18 protein-coding genes, 1 other RNA gene and 1 other annotated feature (1 of these 20 only partly in view) are annotated in these 19,161 nt (G+C 45.3%); of the genes, 18 read left to right on the top strand and 1 reads right to left on the bottom strand.

The genetic code is table 11. The annotated features are described in order from the left end of the window. Positions 1 to 102: a binding site (T-box leader), on the top strand (it extends 130 nt beyond the left edge of the window). Between the two features lie 90 nt (positions 103 to 192). The 4 genes from hisS (at position 193) to AC0C66_RS06420 (ending at position 4,360) form a co-directional block, all read left to right on the top strand. After that, complete coding sequence (gene hisS / locus AC0C66_RS06435) at positions 193 to 1,467, top strand: histidine--tRNA ligase (protein WP_072182156.1); 1,275 nt, start codon at positions 193 to 195, stop codon at positions 1,465 to 1,467. A 13-nt stretch (positions 1,468 to 1,480) separates the two neighbouring features. Further along, positions 1,481 to 3,259 carry an aspartate--tRNA ligase gene (aspS, locus tag AC0C66_RS06430; protein WP_061186669.1) on the top strand — a complete coding sequence of 593 codons (1,779 nt, stop codon included), beginning with the start codon at positions 1,481 to 1,483 and terminating at the stop codon, positions 3,257 to 3,259. 61 nt (positions 3,260 to 3,320) lie between these two features. After that, positions 3,321 to 3,513, top strand: a non-coding RNA gene (ssrS, locus tag AC0C66_RS06425) — 6S RNA. A gap of 82 nt (positions 3,514 to 3,595) precedes the next feature. After that, positions 3,596 to 4,360: a tRNA threonylcarbamoyladenosine dehydratase gene (locus AC0C66_RS06420; RefSeq protein ID WP_072182155.1), complete on the top strand. Its 765-nt coding sequence runs from the start codon at positions 3,596 to 3,598 to the stop codon at positions 4,358 to 4,360. 43 nt (positions 4,361 to 4,403) lie between these two features. Here the strand turns inward: AC0C66_RS06420 and AC0C66_RS06415 are convergent, their stop codons facing one another. Further along, entirely contained in the window at positions 4,404 to 5,669 is a 1,266-nt protein-coding gene (locus AC0C66_RS06415; protein WP_041521021.1) for a replication-associated recombination protein A, read from the bottom strand. A 201-nt stretch (positions 5,670 to 5,870) separates the two neighbouring features. Between AC0C66_RS06415 and cymR the strand changes: the two genes are divergently transcribed. The 14 genes from cymR (at position 5,871) to mltG (ending at position 19,079) form a co-directional block, all read left to right on the top strand. Next, positions 5,871 to 6,287, top strand: a complete 417-nt coding sequence (gene cymR / locus AC0C66_RS06410) for a cysteine metabolism transcriptional regulator CymR (protein WP_003225879.1) — start codon at positions 5,871 to 5,873, stop codon at positions 6,285 to 6,287. A gap of 18 nt (positions 6,288 to 6,305) precedes the next feature. Continuing rightward, positions 6,306 to 7,448 carry a cysteine desulfurase family protein gene (locus tag AC0C66_RS06405; RefSeq protein WP_072182154.1) on the top strand — a complete coding sequence of 381 codons (1,143 nt, stop codon included), beginning with the start codon at positions 6,306 to 6,308 and terminating at the stop codon, positions 7,446 to 7,448. Between the two features lie 27 nt (positions 7,449 to 7,475). Then, positions 7,476 to 8,591 carry a tRNA 2-thiouridine(34) synthase MnmA gene (gene mnmA, locus AC0C66_RS06400; protein WP_072182153.1) on the top strand — a complete coding sequence of 372 codons (1,116 nt, stop codon included), beginning with the start codon at positions 7,476 to 7,478 and terminating at the stop codon, positions 8,589 to 8,591. An 85-nt stretch (positions 8,592 to 8,676) separates the two neighbouring features. Next, positions 8,677 to 9,297: a tetratricopeptide repeat protein gene (locus AC0C66_RS06395; RefSeq protein WP_080376103.1), complete on the top strand. Its 621-nt coding sequence runs from the start codon at positions 8,677 to 8,679 to the stop codon at positions 9,295 to 9,297. Positions 9,298 to 9,322: 25 nt separating this feature from the next. Then, positions 9,323 to 11,719, top strand: coding sequence for an SF1B family DNA helicase RecD2 (recD2, locus tag AC0C66_RS06390; RefSeq protein ID WP_461845631.1), 2,397 nt, complete (start codon positions 9,323 to 9,325; stop codon positions 11,717 to 11,719). Positions 11,720 to 11,775: 56 nt separating this feature from the next. Next, entirely contained in the window at positions 11,776 to 12,300 is a 525-nt protein-coding gene (locus AC0C66_RS06385; protein WP_072182150.1) for a PRC-barrel domain-containing protein, read from the top strand. An 11-nt stretch (positions 12,301 to 12,311) separates the two neighbouring features. Beyond that, the gene (locus tag AC0C66_RS06380) at positions 12,312 to 12,503 is read left to right on the top strand and encodes a hypothetical protein (RefSeq protein WP_003225893.1); all 192 of its coding nucleotides are present in this window, start codon (positions 12,312 to 12,314) and stop codon (positions 12,501 to 12,503) included. Positions 12,504 to 12,524: 21 nt separating this feature from the next. Then, positions 12,525 to 12,656 carry a YrzQ family protein gene (locus tag AC0C66_RS06375; protein ID WP_003225895.1) on the top strand — a complete coding sequence of 44 codons (132 nt, stop codon included), beginning with the start codon at positions 12,525 to 12,527 and terminating at the stop codon, positions 12,654 to 12,656. A gap of 94 nt (positions 12,657 to 12,750) precedes the next feature. After that, on the top strand, positions 12,751 to 13,812 hold the full coding sequence (locus tag AC0C66_RS06370) for an AI-2E family transporter (protein WP_072182149.1): 1,062 nt from the start codon (positions 12,751 to 12,753) through the stop codon (positions 13,810 to 13,812). 333 nt (positions 13,813 to 14,145) lie between these two features. Next, positions 14,146 to 16,782 (top strand): alanine--tRNA ligase, encoded by a 2,637-nt coding sequence (gene alaS / locus AC0C66_RS06365; RefSeq protein WP_461845630.1) that lies wholly within the window; start codon positions 14,146 to 14,148, stop codon positions 16,780 to 16,782. A gap of 84 nt (positions 16,783 to 16,866) precedes the next feature. Beyond that, positions 16,867 to 17,133 carry an IreB family regulatory phosphoprotein gene (locus AC0C66_RS06360; protein ID WP_003225903.1) on the top strand — a complete coding sequence of 89 codons (267 nt, stop codon included), beginning with the start codon at positions 16,867 to 16,869 and terminating at the stop codon, positions 17,131 to 17,133. 7 nt (positions 17,134 to 17,140) lie between these two features. Beyond that, the gene (gene ruvX, locus AC0C66_RS06355) at positions 17,141 to 17,557 is read left to right on the top strand and encodes a Holliday junction resolvase RuvX (RefSeq protein ID WP_461845629.1); all 417 of its coding nucleotides are present in this window, start codon (positions 17,141 to 17,143) and stop codon (positions 17,555 to 17,557) included. Between the two features lie 17 nt (positions 17,558 to 17,574). After that, on the top strand, positions 17,575 to 17,856 hold the full coding sequence (locus AC0C66_RS06350; protein ID WP_003237470.1) for a DUF1292 domain-containing protein: 282 nt from the start codon (positions 17,575 to 17,577) through the stop codon (positions 17,854 to 17,856). A gap of 140 nt (positions 17,857 to 17,996) precedes the next feature. Continuing rightward, the gene (gene mltG / locus AC0C66_RS06345; RefSeq protein WP_072182147.1) at positions 17,997 to 19,079 is read left to right on the top strand and encodes an endolytic transglycosylase MltG; all 1,083 of its coding nucleotides are present in this window, start codon (positions 17,997 to 17,999) and stop codon (positions 19,077 to 19,079) included. The last annotated feature ends 82 nt before the right edge of the window (positions 19,080 to 19,161 follow it).

Raw genomic sequence — 19,161 nt, 5'->3', positions numbered from 1 at the left:
CCGTCATTAGGCAGTGAACGTGAACCTGCGTTAAAGGATCGAGCGGGAATATGAACATATTCCAACTAGGGTGGCACCACGGGTATAACTCTCGTCCCTACTATACATGTATAGTAGGGACGAGAGTTTTTTTCATTTTCATCATTAACGATCATTGTATATTTTATAAGGAATACATAAGGAGGTCTACATATGGGATATAGCATTCCAAGAGGAACACAGGATATTCTGCCTGGAGAATCAGATCGCTGGCAGTTTGTTGAACAAATTATGAGAGACACTTGCCGCACTTATCAATATAAAGAAATCCGCACACCGATTTTTGAGCATACAGAACTGTTTGCCAGAGGTGTCGGAGAATCGACGGATATCGTACAAAAAGAAATGTATACCTTTCAGGACCGAAAAGGCAGAAGCCTGACGCTTCGTCCGGAGGGAACAGCAGCGGCGGTTCGCGCTTTTAATGAAAACAAGCTATTCGCAAATCCTGTCCAGCCGACAAAGCTTTATTATGTCGGGCCGATGTTCCGTTATGAACGTCCGCAGACGGGCCGCTACCGCCAGTTTTATCAGTTTGGAATTGAAGCGATAGGCTCGAAAGATCCTGCAATCGATGCCGAAGTAATGGCGCTAGCGATGAGTATTTATCAAAAAGCAGGCTTGCAAAACGTTAAGCTTGTCATAAACAGCCTCGGCGACCAAGAAAGCCGCAAAAGCTACAGAGAAGCGCTCGTAAAACATTTTGAGCCTCGCATCGAAGAGTTTTGTTCAGACTGCCAGTCACGTCTGCACACAAACCCGCTCAGAATCTTGGATTGCAAAAAAGACCGCGATCATGAGCTGATGAAATCGGCACCTTCGATTCTGACATATTTAAATGAAGAATCAGCCGCTTATTTTGAGAAAGTGAAACAATACTTAAACGATCTTGGCATTTCGTATGAAATTGACTCTAACCTTGTGAGAGGGCTGGATTATTACAACCATACCGCATTTGAAATCATGAGCAATGCGGAGGGCTTTGGCGCGATTACGACACTTGCCGGCGGCGGACGCTACGACGGACTTGTCGAACAAATCGGCGGTCCTGAAGCGCCGGGCATCGGATTTGCGATGAGCATTGAACGCCTGCTTGCCGCAATTGATGCTGAAAAAAGAGAGCTGCCTGTTGATCAGGGAATCGACTGCTATATCGTCACACTCGGCGAAAAAGCCAAGGATTATTCTGTTTCATTGGTGTACAAACTGAGAGAAGCAGGCATTTCCAGCGAAATCGATTATGAAAATAAGAAAATGAAAGGCCAGTTTAAAACAGCTGACCGCCTGAATGCCAGATTTATTGCGATTTTGGGTGAAGATGAGCTTGCCCAAAATAAAATCAATGTTAAGGATGCACAGACGGGCGAACAGATTGAAGTGGCACTTGATGAATTTATACATGTGATGAAGGCAAACCAAAAGGGATAAGGAGTGGAATGTATTGTTTGGAAGAACATATTATTGCGGTGATATAACTGAAAAAGCAATCGGTGAATCTGTAACGCTAAAAGGCTGGGTCCAAAAAAGACGGGATCTCGGCGGATTGATTTTTATTGACTTACGTGACCGTACAGGAATTGTTCAAGTCGTGTTTAACCCTGATGTGTCAAAAGAAGCGCTTGCTATTGCGGAAGGCATCAGAAACGAATACGTGCTTGATATTCAAGGAAAAGTGGTGGCGCGTGAAGAAGGCACAGTCAATGCGAATTTGAAAACAGGCGCGATCGAAATTCACGCTGATGGAGTGACCGTATTAAGTGCTGCAAAGACACCTCCGTTTGCGATTTCTGATCAAGCTGAAGACGTATCAGAGGACGTCCGTTTAAAACACCGTTACTTAGATTTGCGCAGACCAGCTATGTTTCAAACGATGCAGATGCGACATAACGTGACGAAAGCTGTCCGCAGCTTTTTAGATGATAACGGGTTTCTTGATATTGAAACGCCGATTTTAACAAAAAGCACACCTGAGGGCGCACGTGACTACTTGGTGCCGAGCCGTGTGCACGAAGGTGAATTCTATGCGCTGCCTCAGTCTCCGCAGCTATTTAAACAGCTTCTGATGGTATCCGGCATTGAACGCTATTATCAGATTGCCCGCTGTTTCCGCGATGAAGACTTGCGTGCAGACCGCCAGCCTGAGTTTACGCAGATTGATATTGAAATGTCCTTTATGAGCCAGGAAGACATTATGTCATTGGCTGAAGATATGATGGCAAAGATTATGCGTGAAACAAAAGGTGTGGAACTCAAGCTTCCTCTTCCGCGTATGACGTATGACGAGGCGATGAACAGTTATGGTTCGGATAAACCGGATACGCGTTTTGATATGCTTTTGACAGATGTATCTGACATTGTGAAGGACACAGAATTTAAAGTATTCTCATCCGCTGTGGCAAACGGCGGTGTGGTAAAAGCCATCAATGTAAAAGGCGGAGCCGGCGATTACTCCAGAAAAGACATCGACGCTCTTGGCGCTTTTGCAGCTAACTACGGGGCGAAAGGACTTGCCTGGGTGAAAGTAGAGGCAGACGGAGTGAAAGGCCCGATCGCCAAATTCTTTGATGATGAAAAGCAGTCTAAGCTGATTGAAGCACTTGATGCTGCTGAAGGTGATTTGCTGCTATTCGGAGCGGATAAATTCGAAGTTGTAGCCGCATCACTCGGCGCCCTGCGCTTAAAGCTTGGGAAAGAACGAGGGCTGATTGACGAAAATCTGTTCAATTTCTTATGGGTCATCGACTGGCCGCTCTTAGAGCATGATGCGGAGGAAGGCCGTTTTTACGCAGCCCACCATCCGTTCACAATGCCTGTCCGTGAAGACCTTGAGTTGATTGAAACAGCGCCTGAAGACATGAAAGCACAAGCCTATGACCTCGTCTTAAACGGCTATGAGCTTGGCGGCGGTTCGATCCGTATTTTCGAAAAGGATATTCAGGAAAAAATGTTTGCGCTCCTCGGCTTCTCCCAAGAAGAAGCGGCTGAGCAGTTCGGATTCTTACTGGAAGCATTTGAATACGGCGCTCCTCCGCATGGCGGAATCGCGCTCGGCTTAGACCGTCTCGTCATGCTTCTCGCAGGACGTACGAACCTAAGAGATACAATTGCATTCCCGAAAACCGCAAGCGCAAGCTGCCTGATGACAGAAGCGCCAGGGGAAGTAAGCGACGCCCAGCTTGATGAGCTTCATCTTTCTATCAAGAAAAAAGTTAAGAACTAAATTGAGCAGTTCGATTCTTGAAAATCAAAATCGTCTGTGATATGATTTTGACAAGTTAAATAAAGTCCTGATGTGTTAGTTGTACACCTAGTTTTGACCGAACATTTTTTTGATTTGGGAGCCCGCATTTTTAAATGGCGTACATGCCTCTTTTCATTCGGTAAAGAGGACTTACAAGATTTAAAAGAGGGCACCCACCTGCTGAGAGCGGGTTCAAAACAAAGGAAAGCTGCAACGGCACTATTGGGACTTTATTTTTTGTGCGCAGAAAAAACGGCTGCTCATGGATCAGCCATTTTATAGATGAAACCAGAATACGAATGTGGAGTGAGGTTCTTGTTACACCAGTTTTCACGCAATGAATTAGCTATCGGAAAAGAAGGCCTTGAAACGCTGAAAAACAGCACGGTTGCTGTGCTTGGGGTCGGCGGGGTCGGATCGTTCGCGGCGGAAGCTCTCGCGCGGTCAGGCGTCGGCCGCATTCTGCTTGTCGACAAAGATGATGTGGACATTACAAATGTAAACCGTCAGCTTCACGCGCTTCTTTCAACAGTCGGACAGCCGAAAGTTGATTTAATGAAAGCGCGGATCGCAGACATTAACCCTGAGTGTGAAGTGATCGCGTTAAAAATGTTCTATACGGAAGAAACGTATGAGCAATTTTTCGAATATAATCTTGACTATGTCATTGATGCGTCAGACACTATCCATTACAAAATCCATTTAATGAAAGAATGTTTAAAACGCGATATTCCGCTCATCTCCAGCATGGGTGCCGCGAATAAAACGGATCCGACACGCTTCCAAATCGCTGATATTTCAAAAACGCACACTGATCCAATTGCGAAGGTCGTCCGTACGAGATTACGCAAAGAGGGCATCAAAAAGGGCGTCCAAGTGATTTTCTCCGACGAAAGCCCGATTGTCATTCGGGAAGATGTCAGAAAAGAAGTGGGGAATGACGAAGCGAAAATCCGCAAAGCAAAAATGCCGCCATCCTCTAATGCTTTTGTGCCGTCAGTTGCCGGTTTGATTATGGGCGGACATGTTGTCATGGATCTTTTGAAAGACATTGATATCAAACGCGTGAAGGATAAATAACGCATAAGAAACAGCCTTGATTATTCGCAAGGCTGTTTTTGTTTTATTTTCTTTTTATTAATTTGTCATACACCTGCTTTAAGGCGGACTCGAACTTTCCTGTCTGTTTCGGCTTGTAATATTGCTTGTTCTTTAAAGGATCAGGGAGATATTGCTGTTCGACCCATCCGTTGTCGTAATTGTGCGGGTATTTATAGTCGATTCCTCTTCCTAATTCCTGAGCTCCTTTATAATGCGCGTCTTTTAAATGCTTCGGAACATCCCCGATTTTTCCGGCTCTGATATCTGCAAGCGCCTCATCGATTGCCAGAATGGCTGAGTTTGATTTTGGTGAGAGGCAAAGTTCAATGACTGCGTTGGCCAGCGGGATTCGCGCTTCGGGAAATCCGACTCGCTCCGCGGTCTGAATAGCGTGCAGCACTCTTGGACCGGCCTGCGGGCTTGCTAAGCCGATATCTTCATATGCGATGACAAGCAGTCGTCTTGCGATGCTTTCCAGATCACCGGCTTCAATTAATCTTGCCAAATAGTGAAGAGCGGCGTTGGCATCAGAGCCGCGGATCGATTTTTGAAAAGCGGACAATACATCATAATGCGCATCACCATCTTTATCGTGAGAAAAGCTCTTTTTCTGCAAACATTCCTCCGCGGTTTCTAATGTAATATGAATCACGCCGTCGGCTGACTCCTTCGTTGACAAGACGGCCAGCTCAAGCGCATTTAAAGCGGAGCGGACATCTCCTCCGCATCCGCGGGCAAAATGCTCCATCGCCTGATCATCGATGGATACAGAATATGTGCCAAGGCCCCGATGCTCATCATGAAGCGCACGTTCCAGAGCCTGTTTAATCAGTTCCGGTGTTAACGGTTCAAGCTCAAAGATCTGTGTCCGGCTTCTGATTGCCGGATTAATGGCATGATATGGGTTTGCCGTGGTTGCTCCAATCAAAATGATCATCCCGTTTTCTAAATAGGGCAAAAGAAAATCTTGCTTCCCTTTATCCAGCCTGTGAACTTCATCCAGAATCAAAATCACCTGGCCTGACATTTTAGCTTCCTGGGCTACGATTTCCATATCTTTTTTATTGTTAATGACAGCATTGAGCTTTCGAAAAGCAATACTTGTTGAACCGGCGATTGCTGTTGCGATTGATGTTTTTCCAATCCCGGGCGGTCCGTACAAAATCATGGATGACAAATGTTTTGCCTGAACCATTCTGCCGATAATTTTATCTTCAGCCACCAGATGCTGCTGGCCGATAATATCCTCTATTTTTGTCGGACGCATCCGATATGCCAATGGCTTCATCATCATCTCTCCTTACTTAATTACAGGGTAACGGAAAAGCGGACATTAGAAAAGGGGGAAGGCCCGTTTCCGCCTGCCTCAATGAAAATTAGCTGAAGGTATGTTATAATAACAGTTGGTCTATTAGATAATAAACGGACGAATCATATAGAAATTACCATTATAAATGTGGAAAATCATGAAATAACAGAGGTGTTCATGTTGAAAATATCAACTAAGGGAAGATACGGTCTCACGATTATGATCGAGCTTGCAAAAAAACATGGTGAAGGCCCGACTTCATTAAAAAGCATCGCACAGACGAATAATTTGTCCGAGCATTATTTGGAGCAGCTGGTATCGCCGCTCAGAAATGCCGGTTTAGTGAAAAGCATCAGAGGCGCATATGGCGGATATGTATTAGGCAGCGAGCCGGATGCGATTACGGCGGGAGATATTATCCGTGTACTCGAGGGGCCGATCAGTCCTGTTGAAGTGCTGGAAGACGAGGAGCCTGCCAAGCGCGAGCTCTGGATTCGCATACGGGATGCCGTGAAAGAGGTTTTAGACAGTACAACATTAGAGGATCTTGCCAGCTATACAGACGGAGAGCAAGAAGCTTATATGTTCTATATTTAGATCAGAGGTGTAAACATAATGGAACGGATTTATTTAGATCATGCCGCAACGTCTCCGATGGATGAGCGTGTGCTGGAAAAAATGATACCGCATTTCTCCGGCAATTTCGGCAATCCATCCAGTATTCATTCATTTGGAAGAGAATCTAGAAAATGGGTGGACGAAGCAAGAGCGCAGATTGCAGCAGAAATCGGAGCGGCAGAGCAGGAGATCATTTTTACAAGCGGGGGAACGGAAGCCGATAACTTGGCGATTATGGGAACCGCGCTTGCAAGAAAAGATCTGGGCAGACATATCATCACGACAAAAATTGAGCATCACGCTGTGCTTCACACATGTGAAAAACTTGAGGAAGACGGATTTGAAGTAACGTATCTAGACGTTGACCAAAATGGAAGAGTCAGTGCAAAACAGGTGAAAGAAGCACTGCGTGATGATACAATCCTTGTGACAGTGATGTATGGAAATAATGAAGTCGGAACAGTGCAGCCGATCGATGAAATCGGTGAGCTGCTGAAGGAACACCAGTCATATTTTCATACCGATGCTGTTCAGGCATTCGGATTGCTGTCAATTGACGTAAAAAACAGCCATATTGACCTTCTGTCTGTTTCTGGGCACAAGCTCAACGGGCCAAAAGGGACAGGCTTTTTATATGCAAGTAAAGATGTGAAACTTTCCCCGCTCTTATTCGGAGGAGAGCAAGAAAGAAAACGCCGGGCCGGAACAGAAAATGTTCCCGGCATTGTCGGGCTGAAAGAAGCTATCAAGCTGTCAAGTGAAGAACGGGACGAAAAAAACGAGAAGTATCAATCGTTTAAAACTATCATTGCTGACACGCTTGAAAATGCCGGTGTGGCATTCGAGATTAACGGGGACAAAGAGCATAGTCTGCCGCATGTTCTGAATCTTTATTTCCCCGGTGTATCAGTGGAAGCCCTGCTGGTGAATCTTGACATGGCGGGAGTCGCTGTCTCAAGCGGATCAGCGTGCACGGCCGGTTCAGTCCTGCCGTCACATGTTCTGACTGCCATGTTCGGAGAAGAATGTGACCGGCTGACGTCCTCGATTCGGATCAGCTTCGGCCTCGGCAATACGGCTGAGCAAGTGAAAACTGCTGCCAAACATGTGGCTGACGTTGTAAAACGGCTCACACAATAAGGCGGCTTAGTTATTGGAGTGAATGAAATGGAAAAACGGCCGGAAAATACTAGAGTCGTCGTCGGCATGTCCGGCGGAGTGGACTCATCTGTGGCGGCCCTGCTGTTAAAAGAACAGGGCTATGATGTAATCGGAATCTTTATGAAAAACTGGGATGATACGGACGAAAACGGTTTTTGCACGGCGACAGAGGATTATGAAGATGTGATCCGCGTCTGCAACCAAATCGGAATTCCGTACTATGCCGTTAATTTTGAAAAGCAATATTACGAGAAGGTATTTCAATACTTCCTTGATGAATATAAAGCAGGCAGAACACCAAACCCGGATGTGCTGTGCAACAAAGAAATTAAATTCAAGGCATTTTTGGAGCACGCCCTGTCACTTGGCGCTGATTATTTAGCGACTGGCCACTATGCAAGGGTAGACAGAAGCGGCGGCAAAGTCAGAATGCTGCGCGGCATTGATGAAAACAAGGATCAAACGTACTTCTTGAATCAGCTGACAGAAGATACGCTAAGCAAAGTCATGTTCCCGATCGGCGAGCTTCAAAAAAGCCGTGTGCGTGAAATTGCCAAAGAAGCAGATCTTGCAACAGCGACGAAAAAAGACAGTACGGGCATCTGTTTTATCGGCGAACGCAACTTCAAAACGTTTCTCAGCCAATACCTCCCTGCACAGCCGGGCGATATGATGACGATGGACGGAGAAGTAAAAGGACGCCACGACGGGTTAATGTACTACACGATCGGACAGCGTCACGGCCTTGGCATCGGCGGAAGCGGAGAGCCGTGGTTTGCAGTTGGTAAAGATCTTGAAAAAAACATTCTCTACGTGGATCAAGGGTTCCATAACCCGCTTCTTTATTCCGACAAAATCACAGCAACAAATATCAGCTGGGTTCGTTCGGATATCATGAAGGGCGAAGAGATTGCCTGCACGGCAAAATTCCGTTACCGCCAAGAAGATCATAAAGTAACGGTGCGCATGACAGGTGAAGGCGAAGCGGAAGTCATCTTTGATGAACAAGTCCGCGCTGTAACGCCTGGACAAGCCGTTGTCTTCTATGACGGCGAAGAATGCCTTGGCGGCGGAACAATTGATGATGTGTACAAAGACGGAACAAAATTGTGGTACGTATAAAAGATGAAAAACCTCAACACTGAGTTGGGGTTTTTTAATGAAAGGAAGATGATCGGTGGATTATAATCAACTCGGTATAGAGGCGATGCAGGAAGGCGATTACGAGAAAGCGGCAGAGGCATTTACAAAAGCGATTGAAGAACATAAAGAAGACGCAATTCCTTATATCAATTTTGCTAACCTGCTTTCATCCGTAAACGAGCTGGAACGGGCGCTTGCGTTTTATGATAAAGCGCTTGAATTAGACAATAACGCAGCCACTGCTTATTATGGAGCAGGAAATGTCTATGTTGTAAAAGAAATGTACAAAGAAGCGAAAGACATGTTTGAAAAAGCGCTTCGAGCCGGGATGGAAAACGGCGACCTGTTTTACATGCTCGGAACGGTTCTTGTCAAGCTCGAACAGCCTAAGCTTGCACTGCCGTATTTACAAAGAGCGGTCGAACTGAATGAAAATGATACGGAAGCGCGCTTTCAATTTGGGATGTGCTTAGCGAACGAGGGCATGCTGGACGAAGCGCTCAGCCAATTCGAAGCTGTAACAGAGCAAGATCCGGACCACGCCGATGCATTTTATAATGCGGGTGTTGCTTATGCTTATAAAGAAAATCGAGAAAAAGCACTGGAAATGCTGGACAAGGCGATCGACATCCAGCCAGATCATATGCTTGCGCTTCATGCTAAAAAACTAATCGACCCATCATAACAGGCACAGGAGGAGGGAAAAGCTCGTGCAGCAGCATCCGGATCAGCTTAAACTGGAGGAAGAGCCCTATTTAAAGGGGACAGTCAACACAGTCATCTATCATAATGACACCAATTTATATACGGTTCTGAAAGTAAAAGTCACAGAGACCTCCGAAGCGATTGAAGATAAAGCCGTATCCGTGACGGGCTACTTCCCTGCGCTTCAAGAAGAAGAGACCTACACGTTTTACGGAAAGATCGTAACCCATCCAAAATTCGGGCTCCAATTTCAGGCGGAGCATTTCAAAAAGGAGATCCCGACGACTAAGGAAGGCATCATTCAGTATTTATCGAGTGATTTGTTCGAGGGAATCGGCAAAAAAACAGCTGAAGAAATTGTGAAAAAGCTGGGCGACAGTGCCATTAATAAAATTTTGGCCGACGCTTCCGTGCTTTATGATGTTCCGAGACTGTCAAAAAAGAAAGCTGATACGCTAGCCGGCGCTTTGCAGCGGCATCAGGGACTTGAGCAAATCATGATTTCCCTGAATCAGTTCGGCTTTGGCCCTCAGCTGTCTATGAAAATCTATCAGGCCTATGAATCCGAGACGCTTGAAAAGATTCAGGAAAACCCTTATCAGCTTGTGAAAGATGTAGAAGGGATCGGGTTTGGGAAAGCGGATGAGCTTGGCAGCAGAATGGGACTTTCGGGTAATCATCCTGAGCGGGTAAAAGCCGCCATTTTGTACACGCTTGAAACGACTTGTCTGTCAGAAGGGCATACGTACATAGAAACGGAGCAGCTGATTATCGACACCCAATCACTGTTGAACCAGTCAGCAAGGGAAGGACAGCGCATCACAGAAATGGATGCCGCTAACGCGATTATTGCCCTTGGAGAAAATAAAGACATTGTCATAGAAGACGGCCGCTGTTATTTTCCATCGCTGTTTTACGCAGAACAAAACGTTGCAAAGCGTGTGAAACATATCGCAAGCCAAACCGAATATGATGACCAGTTTCCTGAATCAGAATTTCTGCTCGCTTTAGGAGAACTGGAAGAACGGATGAATGTTCAGTATGCCCCAAGCCAGAAGGAAGCGATTCAAAAAGCCCTTTCCTCACCAATGCTTCTTTTAACTGGAGGCCCGGGAACAGGGAAAACGACGGTAATCAGAGGAATTGTCGAACTATACGGAGAGCTTCACGGCGTGTCACTAGACCCGTCAGCTTATAAAAAGGATGAAGCTTTTCCGGTTGTATTGGCCGCACCGACAGGAAGAGCGGCGAAACGGATGAGTGAATCAACGGGTCTTCCGGCAGTCACGATACACAGGCTGCTTGGCTGGAACGGCGCTGAAGGCTTTACCCATACAGAGGATCAGCCGATCGAAGGAAAGCTGTTAATTATCGATGAAGCCAGCATGCTTGATATATGGCTGGCGAACCACTTGTTCAAGGCGATCCCTGATCATATTCAAATCATCATTGTCGGAGATGAAGATCAACTGCCTTCTGTCGGTCCGGGCCAAGTGCTGAGAGACCTTTTGGCATCTAAGGTAATTCCGACTGTGAGACTGACAGACATCTACCGCCAGGCTGAGGGGTCATCAATCGTTGAGCTTGCCCACCAGATGAAAAATGGATTGCTGCCGAACAATTTGACTGCCCCGACGAAGGACCGTTCCTTTATTCGCTGCGGTGGCTCGCAAATAAAAGAAGTAGTCGAAAAGGTTGTCGCCAATGCATTGAAAAAAGGCTATACGGCAAAGGACATACAGGTTCTCGCCCCGATGTACAGAGGGAAAGCAGGCATCAATGAACTGAACGTGATGCTGCAGGACATCTTGAATCCTCCTAAAGAAAAACGGAGAGAATTGAAGTTCGGAGATGTTGTCTACAGAACGGGAGATAAAATTTTGCAGCTTGTCAATCAGCCGGAAAACAATGTGTTCAACGGAGATATTGGCGAAATCACGTCGATATTTTATGCGAAGGAAAATACAGAAAAAGAAGACATGGCCGTTGTTAATTTTGACGGCAATGAAATGACATTTACGAAAAAAGATTTTAACCAGTTTACCCATGCGTATTGCTGCTCTATTCATAAATCGCAGGGAAGTGAATTTCCGATTGTGGTTTTGCCTGTTGTGAAAGGCTACTATAAAATGCTCAGAAGAAACCTTCTTTATACAGCTATTACAAGAGCAAAGAAATTTCTCATTTTATGCGGGGAAGAGGAGGCGCTGGAGTGGGGCGTAAAAAATAATGACGCAACTGTCAGGCAGACTTCCTTAAAAAACAGGCTGTCATTACAGATTGAGGAAATGGATGCCGAGCTTGAGGCTTTGCAAAAAGAGCTCCCGTTCAGTGTGCACGATGCCAATATTGGTATGGAAGGCATTACACCATTCGATTTTATGAAAGAAGAACAGCTGTAAAAAGGCTCCCGTGTTAGCGGGAGTTTTTTCATTTGCAGTGGAAGTGATTTCATCGTATGAGTCAAAGGCGCAAAGCAAAACCTAAGCCTGTTCAACAAAAGGTGGTTGATCACACTTTGAGAACATGCCATGAGATAGAAGGATTCCCAGTATACTCAGAACGAACTTCTTGTTATCTTGGGACAATTTCCGATATTTGTTTTTCTCTGACAGGAGATTGTCTCGGGTTTATTCTTGCACAAAAACGGTTTTTGCATCATCATCATGCGCTTTTACGGGCGTGTGATATCTCTTGCATTCTTGATGACCGCATATTGACCTCGGTCAGTTCTGACCAGCTTCTGCCTCTTCCGAAGTCATGCTTCACATACGAGCAGATGAAAATGAAGCTTGTGAAATCGCAAGAGGGAGATATATTGGGGATGCTGGAAGATGTATACTTTTGTTTGGACAGGGGCATAATCGTAGCATATGAACTCTCGGACGGTTTCTTTTCTGACCTGGCGGGAAGCAAGCGCCAGATCCAAAAAGCGGATTCGCTTGTCGAGGTGCGGAAAGATGAGATCGTTCTGAACGGATAGAGGTGTGAGATATGCTTATATGCCCGAACTGCAAAAGTAAGGATATCGGGAAAATTGGCGTGAACCAATATTATTGCTGGGGTTGTTTTATTGAACTGACAGTCGCGAAAGGGAAGATTGCAACTCATCAGGTGGAAGAGGACGGAACGTTAAGCAGCTTGGATGATTTGTTTTCTGAGGATGAACGCAGCATCAATTTTTGATCATGAAGGGAGATGCGCAGGATGAATCGGACGATGACTTCTCTTTTGGCATTAGGAGCCGGGGCTCTCGTGTACCGAATGGCGACTCAATCCGATATGCTGAATAATCGAAGCATGAAGCGGATGAGAAGAAGAATAACGAAAATGTTTTAATGTGAAAAAGGATACTCTTTGAGTATCCTTTTTGTTATGAGGAGAGAGAATAATTCCCACCGTTCCTCAAAAGATATAGAAGAGGTGAAAGCAGATGCTTCAAAAACCGGTGCAGCTTTTGTTGTGGGTGGCAATTTGTTTGCTGGTCCTGTTAACAGTTTACGTCTTTTTTATGCTTGATATGTTATGGTCGCCTCTTTGGCTCGTCATAAAAACGATCTTTATTCCCTTAATCATTTCTATTTTTATTTCTTATTTATTACTTCCGGTCACGGAGTGGCTGCACGGCAAAGGATTGCCGAGGACTTTGAGCATCCTGGTGATTTATGTTCTTTTTTTTGGCGGAATTGGCTGGGCGCTGTATAAAGGGGTGCCTGTTTTAATTGTGCAGCTGACGGATTTATCAGAAAATATACCTATGTTTGCCGAAACGTATAACGGGCTCCTTCTTCATGTGCATAACCATACTGATGACTGGCCTGACGGCATGCACCATCGTATAGATAAAATGATCCGCCAGACGGAGGCGTTTTTTGCGGGAACGATAGAAGGTGCAATCAGCGGGATCCGCAACGTGCTTGATTATTTCTTAATTGCGGCAACAATTCCTTTTCTCGTGTTTTATATGGTAAAGGATATTGAGTTGATGAAAAAGACAGTATGGTATTTGACTCCGAAGTCGTGGAGAAAGCGGGGAAGCGCCTTTTTGCGGGATGTGGATGACTCCCTTGGCGATTACATCCGCGGCCAGCTTCTGGTCTGCTTGATTCTCGGCGTGATGGCGGGCATTACGTTCTGGATATTCGGACTTCCGTATCCGTTGATCTTAGGTCTTATTTCTGGGATAACGAATGTCATACCGTATTTTGGTCCGTTTATCGGAGCGATTCCTGCGCTTTTAATTGCGATGACGGTCTCAGTCAAAGCGATTCTTGTTGTGGTGATTACAGTGTTTATTCTGCAGTTTATGGAAGGGAATATCCTCAGTCCGTTCATTGTCGGCAGAAGCCTTAAAATGCATCCTGTCGTCATCATGCTTGCACTGCTTGCCGGAGGAGAGCTTGCGGGAATCGTCGGAATGATTCTGGCTGTTCCTGCGACGGCTGTTTTAAAAGTGATGATGATCCATTTTTTACGGATGAGGACGGAGCATTGACATTGGCGTGCAGCTTGTCTATAATTTCTCGTAGAATACATACGAATCTCGAGTGACGGATCTGAGTACGCCGAAGCCCTGTTAAAGAGAGAAGCTCCGTAAGCTGAAAGGAGCTTTATCAGAAGATCGGAGGAAGCTAATCCTGAGTGCAGTTAATCACTGCCGCATATCCTGCGTTACAGGGTAAAAGGTGACGGGCGAATGTTAAGGCCCGTAATCAGGGTGGTACCGCGAGACAGCTCTCGTCCCTGTGTAAACGCGTGGTTTGCATAGGGGGAGGGCTTTTTTGCTGTCACTAAAGAGAATTTCGATTTTTATAGAGGAGGAAATACAATGAAACACTTAACTTCTGCGGAAGTGCGTCAAATGTTTTTGGATTTCTTTAAAGAAAAAGGACATGCGGTAGAGCCAAGCGCGTCATTAGTGCCTCATGAGGATCCTTCATTGCTTTGGATCAACAGCGGTGTTGCGACGCTGAAAAAATATTTTGACGGCCGTGTTGTTCCGGAAAATCCAAGAATCGTAAACGCTCAAAAAGCGATCAGAACAAACGATATAGAAAATGTAGGTAAAACTGCGCGCCATCACACATTCTTTGAAATGCTCGGAAACTTTTCCATCGGCGATTATTTCAAAGAAGAAGCCATTACATGGGCGTGGGAGTTTTTAACGAGTGACAAGTGGATCGGTTTCGACAAAGAGCTTCTCTCTGTTACGGTTCACCCTGAAGATGAAGAGGCGTATGAATTCTGGGCGAAAAAAATCGGTATTCCTGAGGAAAGAATTATTCGCCTGGAAGGGAACTTCTGGGACATCGGTGAAGGACCGAGCGGACCGAACACGGAGATCTTCTACGACCGCGGTGAGGCATACGGAAACGATCCAGAAGATCCGGAGCTTTACCCAGGCGGAGAAAACGACCGTTACCTGGAAGTATGGAATCTTGTGTTCTCTGAGTTCAACCATAACCCTGACGGTACGTACACGCCGCTTCCGAAGAAAAACATTGATACGGGCATGGGGCTTGAAAGAATGGTATCAGTCATCCAGAATGTCCCGACAAACTTTGATACCGATTTATTTGTTCCAATCATCAAAGCAACAGAAACCATTTCCGGTGAAACATACGGCACAAACAATGTGAAAGATACTGCGTTTAAAGTGATTGCCGACCACATCAGAACGGTTGCCTTTGCTGTCAGTGACGGAGCGCTTCCGTCAAATGAAGGCCGCGGCTATGTATTAAGACGCTTATTGCGCCGGGCTGTGCGTTATGCCAAAACGATCAACATCCACCGCCCGTTCATGTACGATTTAGTGCCGGTTGTCGCTGAAATCATGGCTGATTTCTATCCTGAAGTGAAAGAGAAAGCGGATTTCATCGCAAAAGTCATCAAAACCGAGGAAGAGCGCTTCCACGAAACACTTAATGAAGGGCTTGCCATCCTGTCAGAAATGATCAAAAAAGAAAAAGACAAGGGCAGCAGCGTTATTTCAGGTGCTGACGTGTTTAAATTGTACGATACGTACGGATTCCCGGTTGAGCTGACTGAGGAATACGCAGAAGACGAGAACATGACGGTTGACCATAAAGGTTTTGAAGAAGAAATGAATCAGCAGCGTGAACGGGCAAGAAACGCTCGCCAGGATGTCGGCAGCATGCAGGTGCAGGGCGGCGCATTACGCGAGGTGACCGATGAAAGCACATTTGTCGGGTACTCTCAAACAAAAGCTGATGCCAATGTCATTGTGCTTCTTCAGGACGGCCAATTAATTGATGAGGCTCATGAAGGAGAAAGCGTACAAATTATTCTTAATGAAACACCATTCTATGCTGAAAGCGGCGGCCAAATCGGGGATAAAGGCTATCTCCGCAGCGAACAGGCAATAGTGAGAGTTAAAGATGTGCAAAAAGCGCCGAACGGCCAGCATGTGCATGAAGGTGTTGTCGAGAGCGGTACTGTACAAAAAGGCTTGCATGTAACTGCTGAAGTTGAAGACCATATGAGAAGCAGCGTCATTAAAAACCATACGGCAACGCATTTATTGCATCAGGCACTAAAAGACGTTCTAGGAACTCATGTCAATCAGGCAGGATCTCTTGTGACTGAAAACCGTCTTCGTTTTGACTTCTCGCATTTTGGCCAAGTGACAAAAGAAGAGCTTGAGCAAATTGAAAGAATCGTAAACGAAAAGATCTGGGCGAGCATCCCGGTCAGCATCGACTTGAAGCCGATCGCTGAAGCAAAAGAAATGGGCGCGATGGCTCTGTTCGGCGAAAAATACGGCGATATTGTCCGGGTCGTTCAAGTCGGAGATTATAGTTTAGAGCTATGCGGCGGCTGTCATGTCAGAAATACAGCAGAAATCGGTCTGTTTAAAATCGTTTCTGAATCTGGAATCGGAGCAGGCACAAGACGGATTGAAGCTGTAACGGGACAAGGCGCTTACGTCGAAATGAACAGCCAGATTTCAGTATTACAGCAGGCTGCTGACGAGCTGAAAACAAATATCAAAGAAGTGCCGAAACGGGTTGCGGCTCTGCAGGCTGAACTGAAGGAAGCACAAAGAGAAAATGAATCTCTTCTTGCGAAACTCGGCAACGTGGAAGCAGGAGCGATCCTGTCGAAAGTAAAAGAAGTTGACGGCGTGAGTGTGCTTGCGGAAAAAGTAAATGCGAAAGATATGAACCATCTGCGCACAATGGTGGATGAACTCAAAGCAAAGCTTGGCTCTGCGGTGATCGTGCTTGGTGCGGTACAAAACGATAAAGTCAATATCTCTGCCGGAGTCACAAAGGATCTCATTGAGAAAGGCCTACATGCCGGCAAGCTGGTCAAACAAGCTGCGGAAGTTTGCGGCGGAGGCGGCGGAGGCCGTCCGGATATGGCACAGGCAGGCGGCAAACAGCCGGAAAAATTAGAAGAAGCTTTGGCTTCTGTAGAAGATTGGGTGAAATCCGTTTTATAATTTGCCCATGTAGTGTAGAATGATGGTAAGATTAGGACCCCAGGCTGAACTTTGCCTGCGAATTTGGGAAAGAGGTGCAAAACGGTGAGCTCGTTTGATAAAACGATGAAATTTAATTTCTCCGATGATTCTGCTGAGACTAACGTAAATGAGGTGCTGATTACAGTGTATGACGCGCTTCAGGAAAAGGGCTACAATCCAATCAATCAGATTGTCGGATACTTGCTGTCAGGTGATCCCGCTTATATTCCTAGGCATCGTGACGCTCGCAATTTAATTCGCAAACTTGAAAGAGACGAATTAATCGAGGAATTGGTGAAGTCTTATTTAGAACAGCATAAAGAGGCGTAAATAAAAAATGAGAATATTAGGACTCGATTTAGGAACCAAAACACTCGGTGTTGCTCTGAGCGACGAAATGGGCTGGACTGCCCAAGGCATTGAGACCATAAAGATCAATGAAGCGGAAGGCGATTATGGTTTATCCCGTTTATCTGAACTGATAAAGGAGTATACTATAGATAAAATCGTGCTCGGCTTTCCTAAGAACATGAACGGAACAGTCGGTCCGAGAGGCGAAGCCAGCCAAACATTTGCGAAAGTGCTTGAATCAACGTACAATGTTCCTGTTGTGCTGTGGGACGAGCGTCTTACCACAATGGCGGCTGAAAAAATGCTGATTGCCGCTGATGTCAGCAGGCAAAAACGAAAAAAAGTCATTGATAAAATGGCGGCTGTTATGATTTTGCAAGGATATCTTGACAGCTTAAATTAAAGCCAGAGGTGAAGGAAATGGAACACGGCGAAAAAAATATTACAATTGTTGACGATCAAGGAAATGAACAGCTTTGTGAAGTGCTGTTTACATTTGAAAACGAAGAGTTTGACAAGTCTTATGTGTTGTACTACCCAATCGAAACAAAAGATGATGAAGAAGTAGAAATTCTTGCTTCCAGCTTCACGCCAAACGAAGACGGTGAAAACGGTGAGCTATTCCCGATCGAAACTGACGAAGAATGGGATATGATCGAAGAAACACTAAACACGTTCTTAGCGGACGAAGACGAAGAATAAAACACCGCGCCAAACCAAAGCCGGAGCCATACTGCTCCGGCTTTTTTCTGCTGTATCAAGGCCCCTTTCCACCTTTTTTTGTAATAAATTGCCGAAATACAATGAATCATGTAGTATAAGAGCTGATGGGAGGAGACCTAATGTATATCAATCAGCAAAAAAAATCATTTTTCAATAAAAAAAGAATCATACTGTCTTCCATTATTGTGCTGCTTCTCATCATTGGCGGGGCATTTTTATATGGGAAATCATTGCTTGAACCTGTAGAAAAAGACAGTAAAACGACAGTTAACATTCACATTCCGAGCGGCTCGTCTGTTTCGTCCATCGCATCGATATTAAAGAAAAACGATGTCATAAAAAGCGAGAAGGCTTTTCAGTATTACGTGAAATATAAAGGCGCTTCCGGGTTTCAGGCGGGATTCTACCATCTGAATAAAGGAATGGATTTGGATGAGATAATTCATAAGCTGACAAGCGGGGCCACAAGCTATGCCTTTCAAATTACCGTGACTGAGGGAGCACAGCTGACACAAATTGCGGCCGCTATTGCTGATGAAACGAAATACTCTAAAAAACAAATCATAGCGAAGCTGGACGATGAAACATTTATCAATCAGCTGAAGAAAGAATTCCCGGACACTGTGACAAACGATGTTTTCAATAAAAACATTAAGCATCCGCTGGAAGGGTACCTGTTCCCGGCTACATACCCTTTTGACGATCCTGACACGTCACTTGAAGACATTATCACGGCAATGATCAAACAGACAAATTCTTACGTGGAAACATACAAATCAGAAATGAAGAAAAATAAACTATCTGTGCATAAGCTGCTGACGATGGCTTCTTTGATTGAAGAAGAAGCGACTGAAAAAGCCGACCGCCATAAAATTGCGAGTGTCTTTTATAACCGCCTGAAGAAGAAAATGCCGCTCCAAACAGATCCGACCGTGCTGTACGCGGCAGGCAAGCATAAAGATCGGGTACTTTATAAGGATCTGGAAATCGATTCACCGTACAATACGTACAAAAACACAGGACTGACGCCAGGGCCGATTGCCAATGCTGGCATGTCGTCATGGGAAGCGGCGCTGCATCCAGATCAAACGGACTATCTGTACTTCTTGGCCAAATCAAATGGTGAGGTCGTATTTACAAAAACGCTAAAAGAGCATAATAAAGCAAAAGAAAAATACATTACCTCAAAAAATGAGAAATAAAAGGAGAGCAAAAAGCTCTCCTTTTATTCGCTTTCCGCAAGGTTTTATGATAAAATATATCGGGTTGTTTACCGATGTATCA

The organism is Bacillus sp. VA13 (assembly GCF_055710085.1).
The sequence above is the reverse complement of the archived record's forward strand: the minus strand, read 5'-3'. Positions and strand labels throughout refer to the sequence as shown.